Annotated in this window: 23 protein-coding genes; 14 read left to right on the top strand and 9 right to left on the bottom strand. The window is 73.5% G+C overall.

Annotated features, from left to right (window positions below):
- The first annotated feature begins 104 nt into the window (after positions 1-104).
- The 5 genes from AB0C22_RS22505 to AB0C22_RS22485 all read left to right on the top strand — a co-directional run bounded on the left by AB0C22_RS22505 (position 105) and on the right by AB0C22_RS22485 (position 4,810).
- Positions 105-809 carry a VOC family protein gene (locus tag AB0C22_RS22505; protein WP_357536813.1) on the top strand — a complete coding sequence of 235 codons (705 nt, stop codon included), beginning with the start codon at positions 105-107 and terminating at the stop codon, positions 807-809.
- Between the two features lie 395 nt (positions 810-1,204).
- A complete protein-coding gene (locus AB0C22_RS22500) occupies positions 1,205-2,020 on the top strand; it encodes a hypothetical protein (RefSeq protein ID WP_357536811.1) in 816 nt (271 codons plus the stop codon).
- 328 nt (positions 2,021-2,348) lie between these two features.
- Positions 2,349-3,593: a cellulose-binding domain-containing protein gene (locus tag AB0C22_RS22495; protein ID WP_357536809.1), complete on the top strand. Its 1,245-nt coding sequence runs from the start codon at positions 2,349-2,351 to the stop codon at positions 3,591-3,593.
- A gap of 342 nt (positions 3,594-3,935) precedes the next feature.
- Positions 3,936-4,307 (top strand): ribonuclease domain-containing protein, encoded by a 372-nt coding sequence (locus AB0C22_RS22490; protein WP_357536834.1) that lies wholly within the window; start codon positions 3,936-3,938, stop codon positions 4,305-4,307.
- 62 nt (positions 4,308-4,369) lie between these two features.
- Positions 4,370-4,810, top strand: a complete 441-nt coding sequence (locus tag AB0C22_RS22485) for a barstar family protein (RefSeq protein WP_219462516.1) — start codon at positions 4,370-4,372, stop codon at positions 4,808-4,810.
- A gap of 119 nt (positions 4,811-4,929) precedes the next feature.
- On the opposite strand, the gene AB0C22_RS22480 is transcribed toward AB0C22_RS22485, so the two are convergent.
- The 3 genes from AB0C22_RS22480 to AB0C22_RS22470 all read right to left on the bottom strand — a co-directional run bounded on the left by AB0C22_RS22480 (position 4,930) and on the right by AB0C22_RS22470 (position 6,696).
- The gene (locus AB0C22_RS22480) at positions 4,930-5,646 is read right to left on the bottom strand and encodes an HD domain-containing protein (RefSeq protein WP_219462514.1); all 717 of its coding nucleotides are present in this window, start codon (positions 5,644-5,646) and stop codon (positions 4,930-4,932) included.
- A gap of 60 nt (positions 5,647-5,706) precedes the next feature.
- Positions 5,707-6,210, bottom strand: coding sequence for an ATP-binding protein (locus AB0C22_RS22475; RefSeq protein ID WP_308290777.1), 504 nt, complete (start codon positions 6,208-6,210; stop codon positions 5,707-5,709).
- A 183-nt stretch (positions 6,211-6,393) separates the two neighbouring features.
- On the bottom strand, positions 6,394-6,696 hold the full coding sequence (locus tag AB0C22_RS22470) for a helix-turn-helix transcriptional regulator (protein WP_219462511.1): 303 nt from the start codon (positions 6,694-6,696) through the stop codon (positions 6,394-6,396).
- 66 nt (positions 6,697-6,762) lie between these two features.
- Here AB0C22_RS22470 and map point away from each other — a divergent pair, with 66 nt between their 5' ends.
- Positions 6,763-7,533, top strand: coding sequence for a type I methionyl aminopeptidase (gene map / locus AB0C22_RS22465; RefSeq protein ID WP_357536805.1), 771 nt, complete (start codon positions 6,763-6,765; stop codon positions 7,531-7,533).
- Between the two features lie 127 nt (positions 7,534-7,660).
- On the opposite strand, the gene AB0C22_RS22460 is transcribed toward map, so the two are convergent.
- The 6 genes from AB0C22_RS22460 to AB0C22_RS22435 form a co-directional block, all read right to left on the bottom strand.
- Positions 7,661-9,007: a pectate lyase gene (locus AB0C22_RS22460; protein ID WP_357536803.1), complete on the bottom strand. Its 1,347-nt coding sequence runs from the start codon at positions 9,005-9,007 to the stop codon at positions 7,661-7,663.
- A gap of 34 nt (positions 9,008-9,041) precedes the next feature.
- Positions 9,042-10,211 (bottom strand): Gfo/Idh/MocA family oxidoreductase, encoded by a 1,170-nt coding sequence (locus AB0C22_RS22455; protein WP_357536832.1) that lies wholly within the window; start codon positions 10,209-10,211, stop codon positions 9,042-9,044.
- Between the two features lie 131 nt (positions 10,212-10,342).
- The gene (locus AB0C22_RS22450; RefSeq protein ID WP_357536802.1) at positions 10,343-11,833 is read right to left on the bottom strand and encodes a mannitol dehydrogenase family protein; all 1,491 of its coding nucleotides are present in this window, start codon (positions 11,831-11,833) and stop codon (positions 10,343-10,345) included.
- On the bottom strand, positions 11,824-13,128 hold the full coding sequence (locus tag AB0C22_RS22445; RefSeq protein ID WP_357536800.1) for an enolase C-terminal domain-like protein: 1,305 nt from the start codon (positions 13,126-13,128) through the stop codon (positions 11,824-11,826). The genes AB0C22_RS22450 and AB0C22_RS22445 overlap by 10 nt, the downstream gene beginning before the upstream one ends.
- Positions 13,125-14,549, bottom strand: coding sequence for a glucuronate isomerase (gene uxaC / locus AB0C22_RS22440; protein ID WP_357536798.1), 1,425 nt, complete (start codon positions 14,547-14,549; stop codon positions 13,125-13,127). The genes AB0C22_RS22445 and uxaC overlap by 4 nt, the downstream gene beginning before the upstream one ends.
- A gap of 138 nt (positions 14,550-14,687) precedes the next feature.
- Positions 14,688-16,016, bottom strand: coding sequence for a Gfo/Idh/MocA family oxidoreductase (locus AB0C22_RS22435; protein WP_219462499.1), 1,329 nt, complete (start codon positions 16,014-16,016; stop codon positions 14,688-14,690).
- A 240-nt stretch (positions 16,017-16,256) separates the two neighbouring features.
- Between AB0C22_RS22435 and AB0C22_RS22430 the strand changes: the two genes are divergently transcribed.
- Genes AB0C22_RS22430 through AB0C22_RS22395 form a run of 8 tightly spaced genes read left to right on the top strand, consistent with a single transcriptional unit; the run spans position 16,257 to position 23,907 of the window.
- Entirely contained in the window at positions 16,257-17,375 is a 1,119-nt protein-coding gene (locus AB0C22_RS22430) for a LacI family DNA-binding transcriptional regulator (RefSeq protein WP_208566554.1), read from the top strand.
- A gap of 16 nt (positions 17,376-17,391) precedes the next feature.
- Positions 17,392-18,732 carry an ABC transporter substrate-binding protein gene (locus tag AB0C22_RS22425; protein WP_357536795.1) on the top strand — a complete coding sequence of 447 codons (1,341 nt, stop codon included), beginning with the start codon at positions 17,392-17,394 and terminating at the stop codon, positions 18,730-18,732.
- Positions 18,733-18,767: 35 nt separating this feature from the next.
- A complete protein-coding gene (locus AB0C22_RS22420; RefSeq protein WP_219462493.1) occupies positions 18,768-19,745 on the top strand; it encodes a sugar ABC transporter permease in 978 nt (325 codons plus the stop codon).
- Positions 19,745-20,626, top strand: a complete 882-nt coding sequence (locus tag AB0C22_RS22415) for a carbohydrate ABC transporter permease (RefSeq protein ID WP_255597601.1) — start codon at positions 19,745-19,747, stop codon at positions 20,624-20,626. Before AB0C22_RS22420 ends, AB0C22_RS22415 begins: the two co-directional genes overlap by 1 nt.
- Complete coding sequence (locus tag AB0C22_RS22410) at positions 20,623-21,255, top strand: hypothetical protein (protein ID WP_255597600.1); 633 nt, start codon at positions 20,623-20,625, stop codon at positions 21,253-21,255. The genes AB0C22_RS22415 and AB0C22_RS22410 overlap by 4 nt, the downstream gene beginning before the upstream one ends.
- Entirely contained in the window at positions 21,252-22,214 is a 963-nt protein-coding gene (locus AB0C22_RS22405) for a PmoA family protein (RefSeq protein WP_357536792.1), read from the top strand. The genes AB0C22_RS22410 and AB0C22_RS22405 overlap by 4 nt, the downstream gene beginning before the upstream one ends.
- Positions 22,211-23,302: a sugar kinase gene (locus tag AB0C22_RS22400; RefSeq protein ID WP_357536790.1), complete on the top strand. Its 1,092-nt coding sequence runs from the start codon at positions 22,211-22,213 to the stop codon at positions 23,300-23,302. The genes AB0C22_RS22405 and AB0C22_RS22400 overlap by 4 nt, the downstream gene beginning before the upstream one ends.
- Entirely contained in the window at positions 23,299-23,907 is a 609-nt protein-coding gene (locus tag AB0C22_RS22395) for a bifunctional 4-hydroxy-2-oxoglutarate aldolase/2-dehydro-3-deoxy-phosphogluconate aldolase (protein WP_208566550.1), read from the top strand. Before AB0C22_RS22400 ends, AB0C22_RS22395 begins: the two co-directional genes overlap by 4 nt.
- Positions 23,908-23,933: the final 26 nt, after the last annotated feature.

Genomic DNA, 23,933 nt, shown 5'->3' with positions numbered 1-23,933 from the left:
AACGGGAAGACCCACTCCGGGCGAGCTGCCGTGATCACCTGCACCACACCATGATCCACCATGGACCCATCACCGAGTTACGAGACATCCCTTAGAGTGACGCCGTGCAAAGTGGTGGTGTGCGGTCCCAGGTGCCGGTGCTGTACGTGGCGGACGCCGACGCGGCCCGACGGTTCTACGAGAACTTCGGCTACACCGAGATCCGGGCCGGCGGCGACGGTGGCTCACACTGGTCGTACCTGCGGTGCGGGGAGTTGACGCTGCTCCTGGCGGCGGTCACCCCCCGCCTGGTCACCGTCGAGTTGCCCCTGCTCGTCTACCTGTACGTCGACGACCTGACCGTGACCGCCGAGCGGCTCACCGCCGCCGGGCACCCGGTCGAGAAGGCCGGCTACCCGGAGCACGCCCCCGGGGGCGAGTGCCGGGTCACCGACCCCGACGGCAACGTGGTCGCCTTCGGGCAGCGGCAGGCCGTACCGCCGCAGGAGCGTGACCCGCAGGCGGGCGGTGAGGTGCGGTTCTCGCTGATCCGGGAGGCCGCCGAGGCGGCCGGTCGGCGCGGCGGCGCACCCGCCCGCTGTCAGATCGGCGGCCCACGCGGTGAGACCTGCCCCGAACCGGCGGAGGTCAAGCTCGCCGACTCGTGGGGCGACACGGCGTGGGGCTGCATGGCGCACGCCGACGAGACCCTGCTGACCGCGCGGGGCGCGTTCCTGGCCACCGAGGACGGGATGGGCCTCGGCCCGTTCCTGCGCGCCCGCCAACCCCAGCCGGATCGGCAGGTTTCCGAACCCGCGCCGGGTGCCTGACCCGTCCACCCACCCCACCCCACCCCACCCACCCCACCCCCACACGGCGATCTACCCGGTGATCACGAGGTTTACGTCAACTTTGATCTCCCCGATGACGCAAACTCCTTGATCACCAGGCGCGTGGCAGGCTCCGCGTCCCTCTGTCTCCGCTCCGCCTCGTTCGCTCCCCACGTCGAGCGTTATGCCCCGGTGATCAAGAGGTTTAGGTCATTCAGAAGATCAAAGTTGACGTAAACCTCTTGATCACCGGGGCGGGGCGGGGTGGGGCGGGGCGTGGTGGGGGTGGGGTGGGAGCGGGGTGGGGGTGGGGAAAGTGGGGGGAGCCGTGGGGGGTCTGGGTGCGTCCAAGGGGTATGACGAGTTTTCGAGGCATGTGGGTGGTGGTTGTTCCGGTGCTCCTGCTCACGGCGGCGTGTGCGGGGCAGGACGGGGCGGGTGTGGCCCCCGACGCGGTCCCATCCGCTCTTCCCGCTGATGTGCCGGTGCTGCGGATCGACTACACGGGTGGCTTCGTGCGGCCCGAGACCAATGTGACCCGGCTGCCGGCCGTCAGCGTCTACGGCGACGGTCGGGTGATCACCGAGGGGCCGACGATCCTGAGTTATCCCGGGCCGGCGCTGCCCAACATCCAGGTTCGCACGATCAGCAAGGCCGAGGTGGCGAAGCTGGTCGAGCAGGCCCGCGCCGCCGGGGTGGGCAGCTCCGTCGACGTGGGCACCCCGTCGATCACCGACGTGGCCACCACCCGGTTCACCATCCGGGGGCCGGTCGGCACCGAGCGGTTGGAGGTCTACGCCCTGGGTGAGGCGACCGGCCCGGAGGCCGGCCTGACCGCCGCCCAGCAGGCCGCCCGGGAGAAACTGCGGACCTTCGCCGACAAGGTGACCGATCCGGCGGGTGCCGCGACGCAGCCGTACCAGCCGACCGCCATCGCGGCGGTGGCCGGGCCGTGGGTCGCCACACCGGAGACCGCGAAACAGCCCAGGGTGGAGTGGCCCGGCCCGGTGCTGCCCGGCACCAGTCTCGGTGAGGGGCTCCAACTGGGTTGCGTGACGGTCACCGGGGCCGCCGTGCAGCAGGTGATCGCCGCCGCCGACAAGGCCAACGCGGCGACCCCGTGGACCTCCGGCGGGAAACGCTGGTCGATCACCCTCCGGCCGCTGCTGCCCGACGAGACCGACTGCGCCAGCCTGTCCACCGACCGCTGAGGCGGCAGCGTGCGGTCGACCCGGTGGCGGGTCGACCGCGCGCCGGCAGTGTGACGCCGACCGGGGTGGGGCTCGACGCCGGGGTTTGCGCCGGCGACCATCGCCGTACGCGGTGGGGCACTTGTTTCCATAGGCAACCATCACTACATTGGGTCCGGGTGCCGCCCTGTTGCCGGGCGGCGGTGTGGCCTGAGCCGGGCTGTTGTCCACGTGCCGAGAGGCATGTCGACGCGCGAGCGATGTCGATGCTCCCGCGCCGTCGGTGTTTCCCCGACGGCCAGCCGGAAGGACCCCTGTGAGGATTTCCCGTACCCGTATCACCGCCGCCGTGGCTGCCACCGTCACAGCGGCGGCGGCCGTCACCACCGTGCTCGCCGGCACCGCCTCGGCGGCCCAGGGCTGCCGGGTCGACTACCAGCCCAACGAGTGGACCGGCGGCTTCACCGCCAACGTCCGGGTCTCCCCGGGCGACACCGCCCTGAGCAGTTGGACCGTCACCTGGTCCTACCCGGGCGGCCAGCGGATCACCGGTGGCTGGAACGCCCAGGTCAGCCAGGTCGGCAGCACGGTCACCGCCCGCAACGCCGCCTGGAACGGCAGTGTCCCGGCCGGCGGCTCGACCGAGTTCGGCGTCCAGGGCACCAGCACCTCGGGTTCCGCCGCGCCGACCGGGTTCGCGCTCAACGGCGTACCGTGCAACGGCGCTCCGCCGCCGACCACCACGCCGCCGCCCACGACCCCGCCCCCGACGACGCCGCCGCCCACCACGCCGCCCCCGACGACCCCGCCGCCGACCACGCCTCCGCCGACGACCCCGCCGCCCACGACGCCGCCGCCGACGACGCCCCCGCCCACGACCCCGCCGCCGACCACCCCGCCGCCGGCCGGGTGCGCCGGTGCGGTGCTCTGCGACGGATTCGAGAACCAGACCGGCTCGACGCCGGCCGGCGACTGGAGCGTGGTCAACCCGGACTGCTCCGGGGCGGGCCGGGCGGCGGTGGACACGACCACCACGCACAGCGGTAGCCGCTCGCTGCGCATCGACGGCGCGGCCGGTTACTGCAACCACGTCTTCGTCCGGTCCAACAAGGACCTCAGCGCCGTGGGCACCGTCCGGTACGGCCGGATCTGGCTGCGCCACACCACCGCCCTGCCGACCCAGCACGTCACCATGACGGCGATGACCGACGCCGCCGACGGCAACAAGGACCTGCGGATGGGCGGCCAGAACGGCGCGTTGCAGTGGAACCGGGCCTCCGACGACGCGACCCTGCCCGAGCAGAGCCCGGCCGGGGTGGCGTTGAGCGTGCCGCTGCCCACCGGGCGCTGGACGTGCCTGGAGTTCATGGTCGACGGCAACCAGGGTCAGCTGCGTACCTGGCTCGACGGCACCGCCATCACCGGGCTGACCGCCGACGGGGTGCCCACCCACGACGTCGACGGCCAGTGGCTCAACCGCACCTGGCGGCCCCGGCTGACCGACCTGAAGCTGGGCTGGGAGAGCTACGGCGAGGGCGCGGACACCATCTGGTACGACGACGTGGCCCTGGGCAGCAGCCGGATCGGCTGCTGACCCCCGCCGGGACCGGGTGGCCGACGGGGCTGCCCGGTCCCGGCCGTGTCGCCCGAGCATTTCAGCCGGCGGTGACGTGCCGATCATGGTGCGTTCATCCACGGTTGCCAGGCTGACCTCTGGTCGGCGGGGTTCGCCTCCCGCCAGAATGTGGCTGACCGGGATAACCATCCCGATCGATACGTTCCTGTCGGCCCCCGCGACCCGGAGGACCCGTTGCGCACTCCCGCGAACCCCGTCACCCCCGTCACCGCCCCGACCGCCGCCGCCCCGCACCCCGCCACCCCGCACCCCGTCACCCGACCGCACCGGCTGCTGGGCACCCTCGCGCTGCTGACCGCCATGATCGCGGCGGTGCTGGTCGGGCCGTCCGTGGTGACCCCGAGGCTGGCCGACTCCGCGTCGGCGGCGGTCTACGGCTCCTGCACGATGTCCCGCTGCGCGGACGCCCGTACCGCCCGATCCGGCTGGTCGGCCAAGAGCTTCCCCACCAGCCGGGGCTGGTACGCCTGGAGCGGCGGCCTGTCGAACTTCGCCGGCGGCCAGTTCCACAACTACGAGGGGCAGCTCCCCGGCGGCGCCACCTACTACGAGTACGACGTCTACCCGCGGGTCTCCGGCGCGGCGCGGGACGCGTACCGCATCGTGGTGAACAGGAGCACCGGGGCGACCTGGTTCTCGCCCGACCACTACGCGAACTTCTACCGGATCTGAGCCAGGAACCATCGGGGTGGGCCGGTCGGCCGGCCCACCCCGGGTGAGCAGGAGGATGCACGATGACCGGACAGCGCCAGCCGGGCTGGCTGCGGGTGACCGACGAGCCGTCGCCGTCGGGGCATCCCACGCCGTCGCTCACCGTGGCCGGCGCGGCGGCCCGCACCCGTCCCGCGCTGTTCGACGCCCTCGCCGTCGCCCTCGACCTGCCCGGACACTTCGGCCGCAACTGGGACGCGCTCGCCGACGTGCTGGCCGAACGGCTCGACGCCGGCCCGCTCACCCTGGAGGTGATCGACGCCGGCCTGCTGCTCGCCGACGAGCCGTCCGGCCAGCTCGGCACACTGCTCGACGTGGTGGGCGGGGTGTCGGCGGGTGCCCGGGAGCCGGTCCGGTTGGTGCTGCGGGACACCCCGCAGGCGTTGCCCGCCCTGCGACTGCGGCTCTCCGCCGTCCTCGGCGGCTGTGGCGTGGCCGTCCCACCCGGCGGCGTGGCGCGCTGAGCCGTGCGGTGCCGTGCCGGGTCGGGTCGTTTCCGGCCACCGGCAGGCCCGGGGCGCTGAGCCGGCCCCGCCCGACCTGCCGGCGGGAGAGGCGCAGCGAAGGTGTCGGCGGGGCGAGGTCAGTTGGGGTGGTCGAGGATCGCGCTGAACCGCTCCTCGGCCAGGTCGAGCTGGGCGAAGATGTGCCGCTTCACCGGTGCCGACAGCGGGGTGTCCGGCCGGGCGATCAGATCCCGGAACACCGGCACCAGTGGGCGGTACTTCGCCGCCGAGCGGGCCACCTTGGGCCCGACGGCGTAGACCACCCCCACGCCGTTGTCGGTGAAGTCGGAGATCTTGATGACCCGGGCCCACGGCTCCCGGTCCAGGCTGGCCGCGACGTGCTCGCGGTACTGCACGTGCGGGTCCCGGTCCGGGTCGTACACCGGGTTGGTGACCGCGCCGACGAGCCGGGCCACCCGCGTCCCGAACCGGTCGGCCAGCGTGGCCAGCGCCGCCGCCGTCGGGTCGGACGCCTGCGTGCCGGCCAGCTCCCGGGGGTGGTCCTCCACCGCGTCGTGCAGCAGACCGGCGACGATCACGTCGACGTCGCGCACCTGGTAGTGGTGCATCATCCGGATCGCCACCCGCAGCAGGTGGTTGAGGTAGGGCTCCCGGGACCGGCGGTCGTCGCGGTGCAGCTCGGCGGCGAGGTCCAGGGCGGCGGTCAGCCGGTCCCGGTCGGCCGCCGCGAAGGCCGGCAGCTCCAACCGGAACCGGGCCAGCAGGCCCGGCTCACCGTGCAGCTCGGTGATCGCGTGCATCGGCATGGTGGCGAGGTACGGCGGGAACTCCATCGCCTACTTATAGCCGATCTTCACTGTCCAGCGGACCCCGTCGTCGGGCATGTGACCGGGTCACCTCCTGCCGGAAAGGTGCTTGACCAGGCGTACCGTCGTCCCGTCGGAGGTGCCGTCGAGCTGTGCCTCGTCCATCAGCCGGGCCATGATCAGTCGCCCTCGGCCCCGGTCGCGCCCGTCGGAGGGTCCGTCGCGCCAGCCGCCGGTGTCGGACACCTCGATCTCCAGCCGGCCGGCGTGCAGTCCGGCCCGTACCGTGACGGTGGCCCCGGACGCGAAGCGGCAGCCGTGTTCGATGGCATTGGCGCACGCCTCGCCGACGGCGATCAGCACCACCTCCACGTCGGCCTCGTCCACCCCGGCCCCGGTCAGCCACGACCGCAGCGCCTCCCGGGTGGGGGAGAGCTGGGCCGGGTCGGCGGCCAGTGCGGCGCGGAACACCACCGGCGCGTCCCGGGCCGCCGGACCGGCAGGTGGTGGCGTGCCGGGCGGGTCGTGCGCGGGGTGGCGTGCGGCCACCAGGTCGGGGCAGCTCGCGCCGACGTCGCGTCCACCCGTCACCCGCGCCCACCTCCGCTGATCCTCGCCGCCGGGGCCGGGCCCGACCGTCGTTCCCGCCATTCTTCCTGTCCCGGCCGGCCGTGCCCGGACCAGGGTCTTCCCGTGACGGTGACGCCGCACACGGGTCCGGCGGGCGGGTGGTCCGGTGCCACCGGGCCCGGCCGGGTCGGTCGGCGGTGGGGGCTAGGAGGCCAGCCGTCCGGCGGGGTCGTGCACCGGGCCGGCGAGATCGAGGCCGCCGTCGGACTGGTTGATCTCCGACCAGACCGCGTCGAGGGAGAGGCCGAGGACGTCGGCGAGTACCGCGATGGTCGGGAAGGCGGGGGTGGCGACCCGGCCGGATTCGATCTTGCGGAGGGTCTCCGGGGAGAGCCCGGCGGCCAGCGCGGTGCCGAGCATCGACCGTTGGCCCCGGGCGCGGCGCAGCAGGGCGCCGAGGCGTTGTCCGCGTTCGACCTCGGCGGGAGTGAGCGGCAACCTGACCATGGCTGCGATTCTAGTACCGGGATAACATGACCGGGATACTTATTGGTGGTCCGAGGAAGGCGCTGCATGATCGAGATCCTGAACCCCGCCGACCTCCTGCGCGCGCGGGACACCGGCGCGCTGGTCGCCGACATCCTGCGGACGCTGAAGGGCCGCAGCGTGGTCGGCACCAACCTGCTGGAGATCGACAGGTGGGCGCACCAGATGATCGTCGAGGCCGGTGCGCAGTCCTGCTACGTCGACTACGAGCCGTCCTTCGGACGCGGGCCGTTCGGCCACTACATCTGCACCTCCGTCAACGACGCGGTGCTGCACGGCCTGCCCCACGACTATCCGCTCGCCGACGGTGACCTGCTCTCCCTCGACCTCGCGGTCTCCCTCGGCGGCGTGGTCGCCGACTCGGCCATCAGCTTCGTCGTGGGCGACACACCGTCCCCGGAGAGCGTCGCGCTGATCGACGCGACCGAGCGTGCGCTGGCCGCCGGGATCGCCGCCGCCGGCCCCGGAGCCCGCGTCGGCGACATCTCGTACGCCATCGGCAGCGTCCTCGGCGCGGCGGGATACCCGATCAACACCGAGTTCGGGGGGCACGGTGTCGGCTCCACCATGCACCAGGACCCGCACGTGTCCAACACGGGCCGGCCCGGTCGCGGTTACCGGCTGCGCCCCGGGCTGCTGCTGGCCCTGGAACCCTGGATCATGGCGGACACCGCCGAACTCGTCACCGACCGCGACGGCTGGACACTGCGCAGCGTGACCGGCTGCCGGACGGCACACAGCGAACACACCATCGCCATCACCGACGACGGCGCCGAGGTGATGACCCTGCCGAAGTAGCCCCCGGCCCGGTCAGCGCACCCCGGTAAGCGCCGCCCCGGCCGGGCCGACCGACCGGTCGGACCGCACCGGCGACGGCACGGCCCGACCGGAACGGGTCACCGTGACAGTTGGCCCCGGACGCGGGTCACCAGGGCAGTCGACCGGCCCCGGCGAACGGCCCCACCACGAGCGGCACCAGCGGCGCGGGCACCGGCTGCGCCGCGCGCAGGGTCGGCGTCCAGCCGGCGTCGCCGCCCAGATCCGGGTCGTGGGTCGCGTTGTAGGCGGCCACCAGGTCGACCGGGCGGGGCAGCGCCCGGTCGGCGTCGACCCAGTTGCCCCGGGTGGTGACGGCGGTGCCACCCCAGTCGTAGAGCAGGTCGCCGGCGGCGATGCCGGCGCCGAGGGTGAAGAAGTTGTTCTCCACGTACGCGGCGGACTGCACGCCCACCCCGATCGCGTACGCGAAGTCGTCGCCGGCCAGCCGGTACCAGTTGTTGTAGACGTCGACCTGGCCGAACCGCACCCGGGGCAGCCGCTGGAGCACCCGGTCGAACAGGTTGTGGTGCAGCGTCACCTTCAACCGGCCGACGTCCGGCCCGACCGTGTTGGACGAGCCGATCAGCATCAGCTTGTCCCGTCCGGTGAACCGGTTGTACGAGGCGGTCACCAGGCTCGCCGTGTGGGTGACGTCCAGCGACCCGTCGTGCACCTGGTACGGCCGGCCGAAGTACACCGGCTGGGCGCTGTCCGGGTTGTCGCCGTCGGTGAAGGTGTTGTGGTCGACCCAGACGTGCTCGCTGCGGCGCACCGAGACCTGGTCGTACTGGGAGTTCCAGTTGCCGGTCGCGCCGTCGGTGGGCGACCAGGCGGGGAAGCAGTCCCGGGCGTCGTCGAAGGTCAGGTTGCGCACGATGACGTTGCTGGCCCCGTCGATCATCAGGGTCAGCCCGGTGAGGGTGGCCCCGTGCCGGCCGACGATGGTGGTGTTGGGCCCGACGTTGATCTGCGTCTGGCGGGTCTGGTTGGCCACCGAACGGACCCGGGCCGCCTCCAGCGCCCCGGTCGGCGGCACCATGCCCCACACCGCCGGGTCGTACGCGGCCAGGTACGCCGGCAGGCTGTACTCCGGGTCGGCCAGGTCGGCACAGCCGAGCAGGTGGCCGTCGTCGGCGGCGAACCCGTCGACGGTGCCGTCCACGACGATCACCTTCGGGGTGGCGTTGCTCTTGTTGGTGGCGTTGTCGCCGCCCAGCGCGCGGACCAGGTCGGCCCGGCTGCGCACCAGGTGAACCTGGTCCGGGGCGGCCGCCGCGCCGCCGGTGGTGCCGGGGCCGTCGGCCGCCCAGCCGTCACCGGCCGGCAGGGTCTGCCGGGCGAACCGCTCGACGCCCCGGGGCGGCCCGTCGGGTGGCGCGGCGTACGCGGCGGTGCCCGAGGTCAGCAGGAGGGTGAGGGCGACCAGGGCCGCCCCGGTGGTGCGTGGACGCATGGGACTCTCCCGAAGGGTGGTGGTGGGTGGTGCGTCAGTCGTCCTGTGCCGCCAGGGGGATACGCGCCGGCGGCACCGCCCACGGCACCGCCAGTTCCGACAGCAGCGCCCCCTGCTCGGCGGCCCGGCGCAGCGCCGCGTTGATCCCGCGTACCGTCACCGCCCGCTCCGGCCCGCTGCCGGTCACCGTGACCAGGTCGCCGTCGAGCAGGGTCGGCTCGGGGGCCTGCCGCACCCGTTCCAGCACGGCGGTGAACGGTGCGGTGCGGGCCAGCGGGGCGATCAGCGGGGTGCCGTCCGGGTCGGCGCGGTGGGCGAGCAGGTTCGCCAGCAGCCCCTGCCGGCCCGGCACCTCCCGGGGGTGCGGGTCACCGGGCAGCAGCAGCCGGTCGGTCGGGTACTCCAGCACCGCCCGCCCGGTGGTGCCGGTGACGATCACCTCACCGGCGACGAAGTCCTCCCCGGCCAGCGTCACCGCCGCCACGATCGGCGGCCCGCCGGGGGTGACGATCCGTAGGGTGGCGGTGTCGTCCACCTCGATCGGCCGGACCCGGTAGCGCTCCAGCTCGATGCGGGCCGGCCGGACCGGGGCGCCGGTCACCGTCTCGGCCACCGCCAGGCACTGCATCACCGCGTGCGCCAGCGGGTTGGCCAACGCCCCGTCCAGCACCGGTCGGCCGTGCAGGGTGCGCCGGCCGGCCCACGGGGAACGGGCGTAGTAGCTGTCGGGGCGTTGCCAGCAGGCGACCGTGCCGATGCCGGTGACGGTGCCCAGCCGGCCCTGCCCGACGGCGGCCGACAACTGCGCCAGCGCCACCGACCCGAGCGCCTGGAAGCCGACCTGGCAGGCCCGGCCGGTCGCGGCCAGCGCCCCGGCCAGCGTCCGGTGTTCGGCGGTGGACAGCACCGGAGGCTTCTCCAGCAGCAGGTCGGCACCGGCGGCGAGGACGTCCAGGGCGATCGGCAGGTGGGTGTGCGGCGGGGTGCACACGATCACCACATCGGGGCGGGCGGCGGTGAGCATCTCCCGGTGGTCGGTGTGCACGGTGGTCCCGGTGGGCACCGGCGCGGCCGGCTCGTCCTCGATCGGCCGTACGTCCACCAGCGCCACCAGCCGCAGCCGTCCCGCCGCGTGCAGCGGGGCCACCGCCCGCCGGTGCCAGCGGCCGTGCCCGTTCGCGCCGACGATCGCCACCCGGGGCACGGCGACCCCGGCCCCGGCGGGCTGGTCGGGGTGGGCGGCCCCGGCCGGGCCGCCCGGCGGTGTCCCGGTGGTCGTCGCCGGTGCGCCCCGGGCGGCGAGCCCGCCGACGGCGGCCGGCGGCACCGGGGCGGTCACGCCGCACCGGCCAGGACCGCCGCCACCGGGTGGGTACGCAACGCGCCCAGCCAGCCGGCGACGTCGGTGCGGAACCCGTCGTCGTCGGCGAGCGCGGCCGGGAAGACCTCCGGCAGGGCGAACAGCGCCTCCACCGTGCCGGCGGGGGCGCCCCCGGCGGCGGCGAGCGCGGCGGTGATCCGGTCGGCCAGCGGGTCGTCCAGCGGCAGCACCGTGCCGTCGTCGGCCCGCCCGTCGAGGAACCGCAGCCAGGCCGCCACGACCAGCGCCGACCAGTACGCCGGCCGGCCCTGTGCGCGCAGGTCGACGGCGGTGTGCAGGACCCGCTGCGGCAGCTTCTGCGACCCGTCCATCGCCACCTGGAGGGTGCGGTGCCGGATCGCCGGGTTGGCGAAGCGGGCCAGCACCTCGTCGCCGTACCCGGTGACCCGTACCCCGTCGGGTGGGGTGAAGCTCTCGGCCACGTCGTCGGCGACGAACCGGCGCAGCACGTCGGTCAGGCCGGGCAGGGCCAGCGCCTCGGCGATCGTCTCGCGGCCGGCCACCGCACCCAGGTAGGCCACCGCCGAGTGCACGCCGTTGAGGCCGCGCAGCTTCAGCCGTTCCCACGGGCCGGCGTCGGTGGTGAGCACCGCACCGGCCCGCTCCCACCGGGGCCGGCCGCCGGGGAAGTCGTCCTCCACCACCCACTGGGTGTACGGCTCGGCGGCCACCGCCGCCAGGTCGGTCACCCCGAGCGCGGCGCTGGCGTCCGCCAGCGTCGCGTCGGTGCTGGCCGGGACGATCCGGTCCACCATCGTGCCGGGGAAGCTCACCTGCCCGGCGAGGGCGTCCAGCACGGCGTCCGGCACCCCGGCCAGGGCCAGCGACTGCTGCACCAGGCCGCGCAGCCGACGCCCGTTGGACGGCAGGTTGTCGCAGCTGACCAGCGCGATCGGCCCCGCCTGTGCGGCGGCACGGGCGAGCAGCCCGCGCACCAGCAGGCCCGGCACGGTGACCGGCAGCCGATCGGTGGTCAGGTCGCGGGTCAGCTCGTCGTCGGCCCGCAACGCCCCGGAGACCGGGTCGAGCCGGTACGCCTTCTCGGTCACCGTCAGCGTCACCACCCGGATCGCCGGGTCGGCCAGCAGCGCGAGCACCGCCGCCGGGTCGCTGGCGGCGTGCCGTACCCCGGCCAGCGCGCCGACGACCCGGGTCTCGGACCGGTCGGCGGCCAGCGTGGTGACGCTGAACAGCGCGTCCTGCGCCGCGAGGGCCTCGACCAGCGTGGTGCTGCGCGGCGCGACGCCGATGATGCCCCAGTCGCCGCCGGCCGCGTCGACCGCCGCCTCGGTGTAGACCGCCTGGTGGGCCCGGTGGAACGCGCCCAGTCCCAGGTGGACGATGCCGGCCGGCACGCTGCCCGGCCGGATCAGCGGTCGGCTCTGCTCGGGCACCCGGCGCAGGGTGGCCAGCCCCAGCCGGTCGGTGCCGACGTTCACCGCCATGCCGGGCCGTCCGGGAAGCGGAACCGGGCGATCGACTCGGGGCGCATGGTGGCGCTGTAGCCGGGGGCGGTGGGCAGCAGGTACCGGCCGCCCCGGGTGCGGACCGGGTCGACGAAGTGTTCGTGCAGGTGGTCGACGTACTCGACCATCCGCCCGTCCAGGCTGGCACCGACCCGCAGGTAGTCGAAGATCGCCAGGTGCTGCACGTACTCGCAGAGGCCGACGCCACCGGCGTGCGGGCAGATCGGCACCCCGAACTTCGCCGCCAACAGGATCTCCGCCAGCACCTCGTTGACCCCGGCGACCCGGCAGGCGTCGATCTGCATCACCCCGATCGCCTCGGCCTGGAGCAACTGCTTGAAGATCACCCGGTTGGCGGCCACCTCGCCGGTGGCGACCCGGCACCGGCCGTCGGTCAGCGCGGTCACCGCGCGGGCGATCCGGGCGTGGCCGAGGATGTCGTCGGCGTGCGTCGGCTCCTCGATCCAGTACGGGTCGACCTCGGCCAGCGCGGTCATGTTGGTGATCGCCTCGTCGACGTCCCAGACCTGGTTGGCGTCCATCATCAGCAGCGCGTCCGGGCCGATCTCGGCCCGGATGATCCGCGCCCGGCGCAGGTCGTCGGCCGGCGGGCCGCCGACCTTCATCTTCATCGCCCGCCACCCCTGGGCGTACGCCTCGCGGGTCAGCGCCCGCACCTTCTCGTCCGGATACCCCAACCACCCCACCGACGTGGTGTACGACGGAAAACCGTTCTGCTCAAGTTCCGCGAGCCGTTCCGCCGCGCCGACCAGTCCCTTGTCGAGCAGGGTGGCGGCCTCGTCGGGGGTGAGCGCGTCGGTGATGTGGTGGAAGTCGATGTTGGCCACCAGCTCGTCGGTGGGCAGCTCGGCGAGGTAGCGCCACATCGGCTTGCCGGCCAGCTTGGCCCGCAGGTCCCAGACGGCGTTGACCAGCGCGCCGGCGGCCATGTGGATGACCCCCTTCTCCGGCCCCAGCCAGCGCAGCTGCACGTCGGCGGTGAGCGAGCGCCAGAACGCCACCGGCTCGGCCGCGATCTCCTCGACGGTGCGCCCCCGCACGTGGTGGGCGAGGGCCTCGATCGCCGCGCAGGTGATCTCGTTGCCCCGGCCGTTGGTGAAGGTGAACCCGGCACCCGTCGGGCCGCCGTCGGTGCGCAGCTCCACGTAGCTGGCCGAGTAGTCCCCCCGGTTGATCGCGTCGGAGCCGTCGCCGGCCGCCGCGGTGGGGAACCGGACGTCGTGCACGTCGACGTCGGTGATCCTGGTGCTCATGCGGACCCTCCGAACCTGAAGACCTTCTTGGGCAGCCGGTACGCCAGGTCGACGACCGTCTCGGCGGCCTCGTCCTCGGTCAGCCGGTGCTCGGCGACGAGGCGGGCCAGGAACCCGGCGTCGATCCGGCGGGCCACGTCGTGGCGGACCGGGATGGAGCAGAACGCGCGGGTGTCGTCGACGAACCCGGCGGTGTTGTAGAACCCGGCGGACTCGGTGACCGCCTCCCGGAACCGGCGCAGCACCTCCGGGGAGTCCAGGAACCACCAGGGCGCCCCGAGGTAGAGCGCGGCGTAGCCCCCGGCCAGCGGGGCCAGCTCCCGGGTGAACGTGTACTCGTCGAGGGTGTAGAGCACCACCCGCAGCCGCGGATCGTTGCCGTACGCGTCGAGCAGCGGGGCGAGCGCGTGCACGTACTCGGTGGCGTGCGGGACGTCGCCGCCGACGTCGCGGCCGTGGGTGGCGTACAGCCGGCGGTTGTGGTTGCGGACCGCCCCGGGGTGCAGTTGCAGCACCAGCCCGTCGTCGAGGGACATCCGGGCGAACTCCACCAGCATGTGCGCCCGGAACGTCTCGGCGTCGGCGGCGTCGGCCAGCCCGCGCCGGCCCCTGTCGTAGAGCCGGGCCGCCTCGTCGACGGTCAGCGCCAGGGTGCGCGCGGTGGGGTGGCCGTGGTCGGAGGAGGTCGCGCCGGCCGCGACGAACGCCGCCCGGCGGGCCCGCAGCGCGTCCAGGTAACCGGCGTACGTGCCGGTGTCGACGCCGGCCACCTCGCCGAGCCGGGCCACGTTGTCGGCCCAACCGTCGAACTCCATGTCGACCACGTTGTCCGGGCGGAACGTGGTGACCACCCGGCCGCCCGGCCCGCCCCAGCCGTCGGCGGCGAGCTTGGCGTGCGCGGCGAGGTCGTCCAGGGGCGACTCGGTGGTGGCGAGGACCTCGATCCGGAACCGTTCGAACAGCGCCCGGGGCCGGTAATCCGGCTCGGCCAGCCGGGCGGCCACCTCGTCGTAGACGGCGTCGGCGGTGTCCGGGGTCAGCGCCGTGTCCACCCCGAACACCTCGCTGAAGGTGCGTTCCAGCCACAGTCGGGACGGGGTGCCCCGGAACAGGTGCCAGTGCGCGGCGAAGCGCCGCCAGATCGTCCGGCCGTCGGTCTCCACCGGGCTGCCGTCGACGCTGGGCACGCCCAGTTCGGCCGGGGGGACGCCCTGGCTGAGCAGCATCCGGGTGAGGTAGTGGTCGGGCACGATGAGCAGCCGGGCCGGGTCCGGGAAGGGCTGGTCCTCGGCCAGCAGCGCCGGGTCGACGTGCCCGTGCGGCGAGATGATCGGCTGCGGCCCGGCCAGGGCGTACAGCTCGCGGGCGATGGCCCGGACGCCCGGGTCGGTCGGCAGGAGCAGGTCAGGAGAGGTCGGCACGTCGGGGGACTCCTCGGATGCGGGCGGCGGGTCGGCGGATCAGGGCGGGGGCGGTGGTGGGGTGGGCCGCAACGGCCGGGCTAGGCAGGTGGCTGGGCCGCAACGGGTCAGGGTGGGTGCAGGGTCGGCCGGCAGCGGTCAGGGCAGGGTGAGCAGGTCGGCGACGCGCACCGGGTCGCCGGTGGCGAAGGACCGGTTGGCGGCCAGGCCGGTGAGCAGGGCCAGTGCCCCGTCGTGGGCGGTGGCGGCCCGGTCCAGCGGGTCCGGTTCGCCACCGAAGATCACCCGGGTCATCCGGGTGTCCGCGCCGCCGTGGCCCTGCCGGGTGTAGCCCTCGACGGGGATCCGGGTGGGCGGGGCCCAGAACGGGCGCAGGGTCAGGGTGGCCTCGCCGTGCTCGGCGGCGGCCTCGTCGCCGTGCAGGGCCGCCCCCTTGAGCGCACCGGCGGCGGCCGGGCTGACGAAGTCGCTCTCGGTGACCTCCAGTTCGAGCCGGCCCCGGCTGCCGTTGACCATCACCCGGTAGCCCTCCCAGGGGGCGTACGCGGTGAGGTGGTAGGTCATCGTCGCGCCGGTGGAGTAGCGGGCCAGCACCGCCATGTCGTCCTCGATGGTGACGCCGGGGGCGAAGACGTTCTGGTCGCGGTGGTAGCCGTCCTCACCCTCGGCGTCGAGGTAGAGCTCCCGCAGTCGGGGGTGCTCGGCCAGCCGCAGGGCGAACGGGTCGTCGGTGGCGGCGGGGGAGTCGTGCGCCCGGTCGTAGTCGCGGGCGTAGCCGTGCCGGCGGCCGTCGTCGCCGTAGAAGAACAGCCGCCCGGCCGCGTACACCTCGACGGGGGTGGCGTCGAGCCACCAGTTGACCAGGTCGAAGTGGTGGCTGGCCTTGTGCACCATCAGCCCGCCGGAGCTGGCCTTGTCCCGGTGCCAGCGGCGGAAGTAGTCCGCGCCGTGCCGTACGTCGAGCAGCCACTCGAAGTGCACCGAGCCGATCTCGCCGACCGCGCCGTCGGCGAGCAGCCGCCGGACCTGCTCGTGCAACGGGTTGTAGCGGTAGTTGAAGGCGACGGTGACCTGCCGGCCGGTCTCGGCGACCGCGTCGAGGATGCGTCGGCAGCGGGGAGCGTCGGTGGTCATGGGTTTCTCGGTGACCACGTCGCAGCCGGCCCGCAGGGCCGCCACGATGTACTCGTCGTGGGTGACGTCGACGCTGGTCACCAGGACCACGTCGACCCGTTCCTTGGCGAGCATGGCGGTGAAGTCGTCGGCCCGGTAGGTCGGCACGGGCGGGTGGCCCAGCTCGGTCAGCCACCGGTTGTGCGCGTCCATCCGGGTCTGGTTGACGTCGGCGAAGGCGACCAGCTCGGCGGTGTCGGCGTGCTCGGTGACCAGGGCGCGGACGAACATCTCGGCTCGCGCCCCGGTGCCGACCAGGGCGTGCCGGCGGCGGGACGCCGCTGGTGGTGACATCGGGTGGACCTCCCCGGTTGCTGCAAAGGTTTGCAGTGAAGAAACCACGGCGATGAAGAGCACGTCAACGATCGATGCCAATCCCGTGTCATAGATCCCGTTTCGTGGGCTTAAAGGGGCATGGCGGGAGCGCCTCCGCAATCGACCTGTAACAAACTCCCGTTGACAGTGGAGCAACCGTTTGCATTAATTGGCGGCACCCACGTGACCCCGACCACACCATCGACGAGAGGGCCGCCCGTGCCAGCCACCATCCGCGACGTCGCGCGGGCCTCGGGCGTGCACATCTCCACGGTGTCCCGCACCTTCTCCGCACCCCACCTGGTCAACCCGGAGACCCGGGTCCGGGTGCTGGCCTGCGCCGAGGAACTCGGCTACCGCCCCAACCGGGCCGCCCGCGCCCTGATCACCGGCCGGACCCACAACATCGGCCTGATCATCGCCGACATCGCCAACCCGTTCTTCCCACCGCTGATCAAGGCGGCCGAGGGGCAGGCCCGGCACCGCGACTACCACGTCTTCGTGGCCGACACCAACGAGGACCCGGCCGCCGAGGAGGAGCTGGTCCACGCGCTGGCCAAGCAGGTCGACGGGGTGCTGCTGTGCAGCCCCCGGATGAGCAACGCGCTGATCGAGCAGGTCAGCCGGGAAGTCCCGGTGGTGGTGATAAACCGGCAGGTCACCGGCCTGCCCTGCGTGATGATGGACGTCGGCCAGGGGGCCCGCGCCGCGATCGAGCACCTGCTCGGCCTCGGCCACCGGCAGCTCGCCCTGCTCGGCGGCCCGCGCGGCTCCTGGACCAACCAGCAGATGCGCCGGGCGGCCGGGGCCGCCGCCCGCTCCGGCGGGGCCGAGCTGACCGTGCTCGGGCCGAACCCGCCCACCGAGACCGGCGGCAGCGCACTGGCCACCCAGGTACGCGACAGCGGCGTCACCGCCGTGCTCGCCTACAACGACCTGATGGCGATCGGGCTGATCGAGGGGCTCGACCACCTCGGCATCCGGGTGCCGCAGGACGTCAGCGTGGTCGGCGTCGACGACATCGCGCTGAGCCGACTCACCCGCCCCAAGTTGACGACGGTGGCCACGCCAACCGCGGCCGCCGGCCGGACGGCCGTCGACATGCTGCTGCAACACGACTCCGAACTCCGCCCCCGCGGCGGGGGACGGGCAGCGGCCGTCGGCGACCGACGCACCACCGCACAGGTAATGCTCCAGACCGAACTGGTCATTCGCGACTCGACCGGACCCCTACCCGGTCGATCCCGTCCCGGATCCGTTCCGGATGGCCCGGGCCCGCATCGCCTTGCGGACCCGGGCAGCCCGACCGTGACCACCGGTGGCGTCGTCGCCTCCTAGCCCGAGGAGTGAGCGCATGCACCCCGCAACGTCCCCCACCGCCGGCACGCCGGCCGAGCCGCACCACCGTACCCCCGCACCCCGTCGTCGATTCCTGCGCGGCCTGGTCGCCGCCGCCGTCGCCGTACCGCTGATGTTCGGCGCGGCGGCCTGCGGCGACGACGACGCCGGTGCCGACGGCCAGATCAAGCTCTCCATCTTCTGGTGGGGCGGTGAGGCGCGGGCCAAGCTCACCGAGGACGCCCTCGCCCTCTACACCAAGAAGCACCCGAACGTGACCTTCGAGAAGACCTGGCAGGCCAACCAGGGCTACTTCGACAAGCTGGCCACCCTCACCGCCGGCGGCAACCCGCCGGACCTGTTCCAGATCGACGACAACTACCTGTCCGAGTACGCCGGCCGCAGCACCGTGCTCGACCTCAAGAGCTACCAGGACTCCGGCAAGCTCGACGTGTCCAAGTTCCCCAAGAGCCTGTTGGAGTACGGCGTCGTCGACGGCAAGCTGGCCGGGGTGGCCTCCGGCGAGAACACCCAGGGCCTGGTCTACAACAAGACCCTCCTGGCCAAGAACGGACTCCCGGAACCGACCACCGGCCAGAGCTGGGAGGAGCACATCGCCTGGGCCGAGCAGGTGGCCAAGCGGACCAAGATCCCCGGCACCCAGGACCCGAGCGCCGACTACAAGGCGTTCTGGGTCTGGCTGCGCCAGCAGGGCAAGGACCTCTACAACGGCAAGGACCTGGGCTTCACCGCCGAGGACGTGACGAAGTGGTTCGAGCTGTGGAAGGGCGCCCGGGACCGGGGCGCCACCCCCACCCCCGACGTGATCCACGAGGGCAACGCCAGCGACGTGACCAAGCAGCTGGTGGTCACCGGCAAGGCCGCGACCTCCTGGGTGTGGGTCAACCAGATGCCGGACCTGAAGAAGAACACCAAGGACGAGCTGGGCGTCGTCGCCTACCCGGGTGACCCGAGCGCCCAGTGGGCCCGCGCCTCGATGTACTGGTCGGTGTTCAAGAGCAGCAAGCACCGCGACACCGCCGTCGACGTGATCAACTTCCTGGCCAACGACCCGGAGGCGGCGGCGCTGCTCGGCACCGACCGGGGGCTGCCGTCGAACATGGACCTGCGGGCCAAGGTCAGTGAGACGGTGACCGACCCGGCGATGAAGCAGTCCATCCAGGTCGAGACCGAGCTGGCGCAGAAGTTCGGCCAGTCGCCGCAGGTGCCGATCAAGGGGCACAGCAAGGTCAAGTCCGAGCTGGTCAAGGCCGCCGAGAACGTCCAGTACAAGCGGGCCACCCCGGCCCAGGCGGCGGAGCAGTTCATCGCCGCCTGCAAGTCCGCGATCGCCTGATCGACGGATCGCGGTCGACGAAAGGAGCCGGCCCCGTGGCCCTCACCACGGCCCCCGGCCGGACCGGACGCACCGGTTCCGCCCGCCCCCGCGCCAACCGGCGTCGGGGTGGGCGGGACCGGCACGCCGAAGGACTGGCGGGTTACGTATTCCTCTCGCCCTGGCTCATCGGACTGATGGGCGTCACGGCGATCCCCATGCTGCTCTCGCTCTGGCTGAGCTTCACCAACTACGACATCCTCACCCCGCTGTCCGAGGTGCAGTGGGTGGGGCTTGCCAACTACGAGCGGATGTTCACCGCCGACCCGTCGTACTGGCACGCGGTCCGGGTCACGTTGACCTTCGCCCTGGTGGCCGTACCGTTGAAGCTGGCCGCAGCGCTCGGGGTGGCGTTGCTGCTCAACAAGGCGTGGCGGGGGGTGGGCCTGTTCCGGGCGCTGTTCTACCTGCCGTCCCTGCTCGGTGGCAGCGTCGCGCTGGCCATCGTCTGGGTCAACATGTTCAATCGGGACGGCGCGTTCAACTCGTTCCTCGCGCTGTTCGGCATCGAGGGACTGCCCTGGGTCAGCGACCCGGACTGGGCGCTGCAAACCCTGATGGTGCTGGCGATCTGGCAGTTCGGGGCCCCGATGGTGATCTTCCTGGCCGGGTTGAAGCAGGTGCCCACCGAGCTGTACGAGGCCGCCTCCGTCGACGGCGCCAGCCGGTGGTCGCAGTTCTGGCACGTCACCCTGCCGATGCTCTCCCCGGTCATCTTCTTCAACCTGGTGCTGGAGACCATCAACGGGTTCCAGGGTTTCACCGCCGCCTTCGTGCTCAGCAACGGCACCGGCGGCCCGGTCGACTCCACCCTGATGTACACCCTGAAGCTCTACATCGCAGGCTTCACCGACCTGGAGATGGGCTACGCCTCCGCGATGGCCTGGGTGTTCCTGATCGCGATCGGCCTGATCACCGTGGTCTTCTTCAGCACCGGGCGGTTCTGGGTGCACTACTCCGACGGGGAGAAGTGATGGTGGCGGTGACCTCGACGGCGCGGCGGCCCGGCCGTCGCCGGCAGGGCGGCCGGCAGGCCGTACGCCTGCTGATCCTGATCGTGATCGTGGCGGTGGTGCTCTATCCGCTGCTGTGGATGGTGGGCACCTCGGTCAAGTCGCAGGAAGAGATCGTCAACAACATCGGTCTGCTGCCCGAGCGGTTCACCCCGGGCAACTACACCGCCGGCTGGGGCAACTTCGACCTCAGCTTCGGCACGTTCTTCCTCAACAGCGCCATGGTCAGCCTGTTGACCGTGGTCGGCAACGCGGCCTCCTGCCTGCTCGCCGCGTACGCCCTGGCCCGGTTGCGGTTCCGGCTGCGGGGGGTCTGGTTCGCCGTCATGATCGGCACCCTGCTGCTGCCCGGCCACGTGCTGATCGTGCCGCAGTACATCCTGTTCCGCAGCCTGGGCCTGGTCGGCGGGGAGTGGCCCTACCTGCCGCTGCTCATCCCGCAGTTCCTGGCCACCGAGGCGTTCTTCGTGTTCCTCATGGTGCAGTTCATGCGGGGCATCCCGCGCGAACTCGACGAGGCCGCCAAGATCGACGGTGCCAGCCCGTACGGCATCTTCCGGCACGTCATCCTGCCGCTGAGCCGCCCGGCGCTGGTCACCACGGCGATCTTCTCGTTCATCTGGACCTGGAACGACTTCTTCCGGCAACTGGTCTTCCTGTCCAGCCTGGACGACTACACCGTGCCGGTGGCGCTGACCCTGTTCATCGACTCCACCAGCCAGAGCGCGGTCGGCCCGATGTTCGCCATGTCGGTGCTGTCGCTGCTGCCGGTCTTCCTGTTCTTCCTGGCCTTCCAACGGATGCTGGTCGAGGGCATCAACACCAGCGGGTTGAAGGGATGACCGCCGTACCGGTGACGGAGCCGGCCGAGGCGCCCCTGCGCCGGGACTGGCGCGACACCCTGCGCGACGCCACCGACCTGGCGCTGCTCGGGTTCGCCGTGACGCTGGCCGCGCTGCCGGTGCTCACCCTCGCACCGGCCCTGGCCACCGCCAGCGCTGCCGTGCACGACCGGCTGACCCTCGGCGGCTGGCCGGACCTGCGCACCACGCTGTCCCGGTTCGGCCGGGCCCTGCCCGCCGGCCTGGTGGCCAGCGCCGTCGGGGTGGCCGTCGCCGTCGCGCTCGGCGTCGACCTGGTGGCGCTGGCCACCGGCCGGGTGCCCGGTGGCGGCGTCGCGCTGGCCGGCACCGCCGTGGTCACCGCCGCGCTGGCCGGGTACGCCGGGCTGACCGTGGTGGCGATCGGTCGTACCGGCGGCCGGGGCTTTCGGGCCGCGGCCCGAGTCGCCGCCCGGACCGGCCTGGCCCGGCCGGGGACCTGGGCGGCGGCCGGCGGGGTCTGCGCGGTGGCCGCTCTGTTGGGGATACTGGTCACCCCGGTGGCGGTGCCGATCCTGGCCGGCTACGCGTTGGCCGCCCTGCACGCCGTCGCCGCCCGCCGGTCCACCACCCGGACGGAGGCACCGTGACCGGTCACCCCCACCCCACCCCGGCCCAGCTCGGCCCGGAACCGGCCCGCCCCGGCGCGGACCCGACCGGATCCGCCCGGCCGCAGGTCCGGTTCGACCCGGACGGCCCGGGCGACGACGAGCCCCGGTTGCACGTCGGTGACGTCGAGGTGGCCCGGTACGTGGTGCGCCCCGACCTGGACCCGAAGCACGGGCCCCGGCCCTACCTGCACCCGGTGCGGACGCTGGCCGGCACCCCGGTCACCGACGCCCTGCCCGCCGACCACGTCTGGCACCTCGGGGCGTCGCTGGCGGTGCAGGACGTCGCCGGCACCAACCTGTGGGGTGGCCGGACGTACGTCCGGGACACCGGTTACACCTGGCGCGACGACCACGGGGTGATTGCCCACACGCGGTGGCGCGAACGCACCCCGGACCGGTTGGCGCACGTGTTGCAGTGGCGTGACCGCGACGGCGGGGTGCTGCTCACCGAGCACCGCCGGCTCGCCGCGACCCCGGTGGCCCCCGACGCCTGGGCCCTCGACGTCGACTACACCCTCACCGCCCCCACCGATCGGGACGTCCATCTGGGCAGCCCGGCCACCAACGGGCGACCCGACGGGGCCGGCTACGGCGGGTTCTTCTGGCGGGCCGTCGCCGACGGGGAGCCGGTCACGTTCACCGCCGACGCCGACGGGGAGCAGGCGGCCAACGGCAGCGCCGCCCGCTGGGTCGCGCTGACCGGCGTCGCGCCGGACGGTGGGGCGTACACCCTGGTCTTCACCGGCCTCGGGTTGGGCGACAGGTGGTTCGTGCGGACCGCGATGTACCCGGGGGTCTGCGTCGCCTTCGCCTTCGACCGGCCGGCCGTGGTGCCCGCCGGTGGCCGCCGCGCCGGCCGGCACCGGGTGCTGGTCGCCGACGGGGTACGCGACCGGGCCGGCGTGGTCGCCCTGCTCGCCGCCGCGGAGCCGGTGTGACCGCCGACCGGCCGGCCACGGGAGTGTCCGCCGACCGGCCGGCCACGGGACTGTCCGCCGACCGGTCGGCTGAGCAGGCGTCGGTCGGGCCGGAGGTGGTCACCGTCGGCGAGTCGATGGTGGTGCTCAGCCCCGATCCGACGGGTCCGCTGGACCGGGCCGACCGGTTGGGCGTCTCCGTCGGCGGTGCCGAGTCCAACGTGGCCTCCGCGCTCGCCGGGCTCGGCCACCGGACGGCGTGGGTGAGCCGGGTCGGCGACGACCCGTTCGGTCGGCGGGTGCTGCGGCACGTCGCCGCCACCGGCGTGGACACCCGCCTGGTCACCGTCGACCCGACCGCCCCGACCGGCGTCTACCTCAAGGACCCGATGCCCGGCGGCACCGCCGTGCACTACTACCGGTCCGGCTCGGCGGCCTCCCACCTCGACCCGCAGGTGCTGGACGACCCGGCGCTGGCCGGGACCCGGCTGCTGCACCTGTCCGGGATCACCGCGGCCCTCTCGCCGTCCTGTGCGGCCCTGGTGCGCCGGGCGCTCACCGACCGGCCACTGCCCGCCGCCCGGGTCACCTTCGATGTCAACCACCGGGCCCGGCTGTGGTCGGCGGAGACCGCCGCGCCGGTGCTACGCGGGCTCGCCGACGCCGCCGACGTGGTCCTCGTCGGACTCGACGAGGCCCGCGCCCTGTGGGGCGTCACCGCCCCGGACGCCGTACGCGACCTGCTGCCCGGTCCGGAACTGGTGGTGGTCAAGGACGCCGACGTCGGTGTCACCGCGCTACCCCGCGGCGGACCGGACGTCTTCGTCCCCGCGCTGCGGGTGCCGGTGCACGAGCCGGTCGGGGCCGGCGACGCGTTCGCCGCCGGCTGCCTGTCGGGGCTGCTGCGCGGCCTCGACCTGGAGCACTGCCTGCGGCTCGGGCACCTCTGCGCGGCCCCCGCCCTGACCGTGGCCGGGGACACCGCCCCGCCACCGCGCCGGGCGCTGGCCGACCGGCTCCTGGCCCTGCCGGCGGGGGACTGGGCGAGCCTGGACCTGGTCGACGCCGGACTGCTCCCCACCCCCGCCACCGGAAGGAACGGTCGATGACCGCGCACGACTTCGCACCCCTGTTCGGCACCGCGCGGGTGATGGTGATCCTGCGGGACCTGCCGCCGGCGGAGACCGTCCGGCTCGCCCAACGGGCCTGGAACCTCGGCATCGACGTGGTCGAGGTGCCGATCCGCACCCCCGACGCCACGCTGTCCCTGCGGGCGGCGGTGGAGGCCGGCAAGGACCGGGGCCGGCGGGTCGGCGCCGGCACGGTGCGCACCCCCGCCCAGGTCCGGCAGGCCGCCAGCGCCGGGGCGGCGTTCACCGTCGCCCCCGGGCTGGACCTGGCGGTGGCCGACGCGGCGGTCAGCTACGGCATCCCGCACCTGCCCGGGGTGGCCACCCCCACCGAGGCGCAGCTCGCGCTCGACCACGGGCTGATCTGGCTCAAGGCGTTCCCGGCGGTCAGCCTCGGCCCACAGTGGTTCAAGGCGGTCGCCGGCCCGCTGCCGGAGCTGCGGTTCGTGGCGACCGGTGGGATCGACGCCGGTAACGCCGCCGACTTCCTCGCCGCCGGGGTGCGGGTGGTGGCGGTGGGTTCGGCGCTGTCCGACCCTCGGCAGATCGACCGGCTCGCCGAGCTGGCGACGACCCCGGCCTGAGCCGGTGCCGACCCCGCCCACCCACC

The sequence above is a fragment of the Micromonospora sp. NPDC048894 genome, assembly GCF_040649765.1.
GTDB classification, from domain to species: domain Bacteria; phylum Actinomycetota; class Actinomycetes; order Mycobacteriales; family Micromonosporaceae; genus Micromonospora; species Micromonospora antibiotica.
This window is presented reverse-complemented; position numbering and strand designations above follow the sequence as displayed.

Excerpts from the sequence above, each read along its gene's own strand:
- AB0C22_RS22490 (WP_357536834.1), top strand. The coding sequence starts at position 3,936 with ATGATCGCGGCGGTGCTGGTCGGGCCGTCCGTGGTGACCCCGAGGCTG.
- AB0C22_RS22485 (WP_219462516.1), top strand. The coding sequence starts at position 4,370 with ATGACCGGACAGCGCCAGCCGGGCTGGCTGCGGGTGACCGACGAGCCG.
- AB0C22_RS22480 (WP_219462514.1), bottom strand. The coding sequence starts at position 5,646 with ATGGAGTTCCCGCCGTACCTCGCCACCATGCCGATGCACGCGATCACC.
- AB0C22_RS22470 (WP_219462511.1), bottom strand. The coding sequence starts at position 6,696 with ATGGTCAGGTTGCCGCTCACTCCCGCCGAGGTCGAACGCGGACAACGC.
- map (WP_357536805.1), top strand. The coding sequence starts at position 6,763 with ATGATCGAGATCCTGAACCCCGCCGACCTCCTGCGCGCGCGGGACACC.
- AB0C22_RS22460 (WP_357536803.1), bottom strand. The coding sequence starts at position 9,007 with ATGCGTCCACGCACCACCGGGGCGGCCCTGGTCGCCCTCACCCTCCTG.
- AB0C22_RS22450 (WP_357536802.1), bottom strand. The coding sequence starts at position 11,833 with ATGGCGGTGAACGTCGGCACCGACCGGCTGGGGCTGGCCACCCTGCGC.
- AB0C22_RS22445 (WP_357536800.1), bottom strand. The coding sequence starts at position 13,128 with ATGAGCACCAGGATCACCGACGTCGACGTGCACGACGTCCGGTTCCCC.
- AB0C22_RS22435 (WP_219462499.1), bottom strand. The coding sequence starts at position 16,016 with ATGTCACCACCAGCGGCGTCCCGCCGCCGGCACGCCCTGGTCGGCACC.
- AB0C22_RS22425 (WP_357536795.1), top strand. The coding sequence starts at position 17,392 with ATGCACCCCGCAACGTCCCCCACCGCCGGCACGCCGGCCGAGCCGCAC.
- AB0C22_RS22415 (WP_255597601.1), top strand. The coding sequence starts at position 19,745 with ATGGTGGCGGTGACCTCGACGGCGCGGCGGCCCGGCCGTCGCCGGCAG.
- AB0C22_RS22410 (WP_255597600.1), top strand. The coding sequence starts at position 20,623 with ATGACCGCCGTACCGGTGACGGAGCCGGCCGAGGCGCCCCTGCGCCGG.
- AB0C22_RS22395 (WP_208566550.1), top strand. The coding sequence starts at position 23,299 with ATGACCGCGCACGACTTCGCACCCCTGTTCGGCACCGCGCGGGTGATG.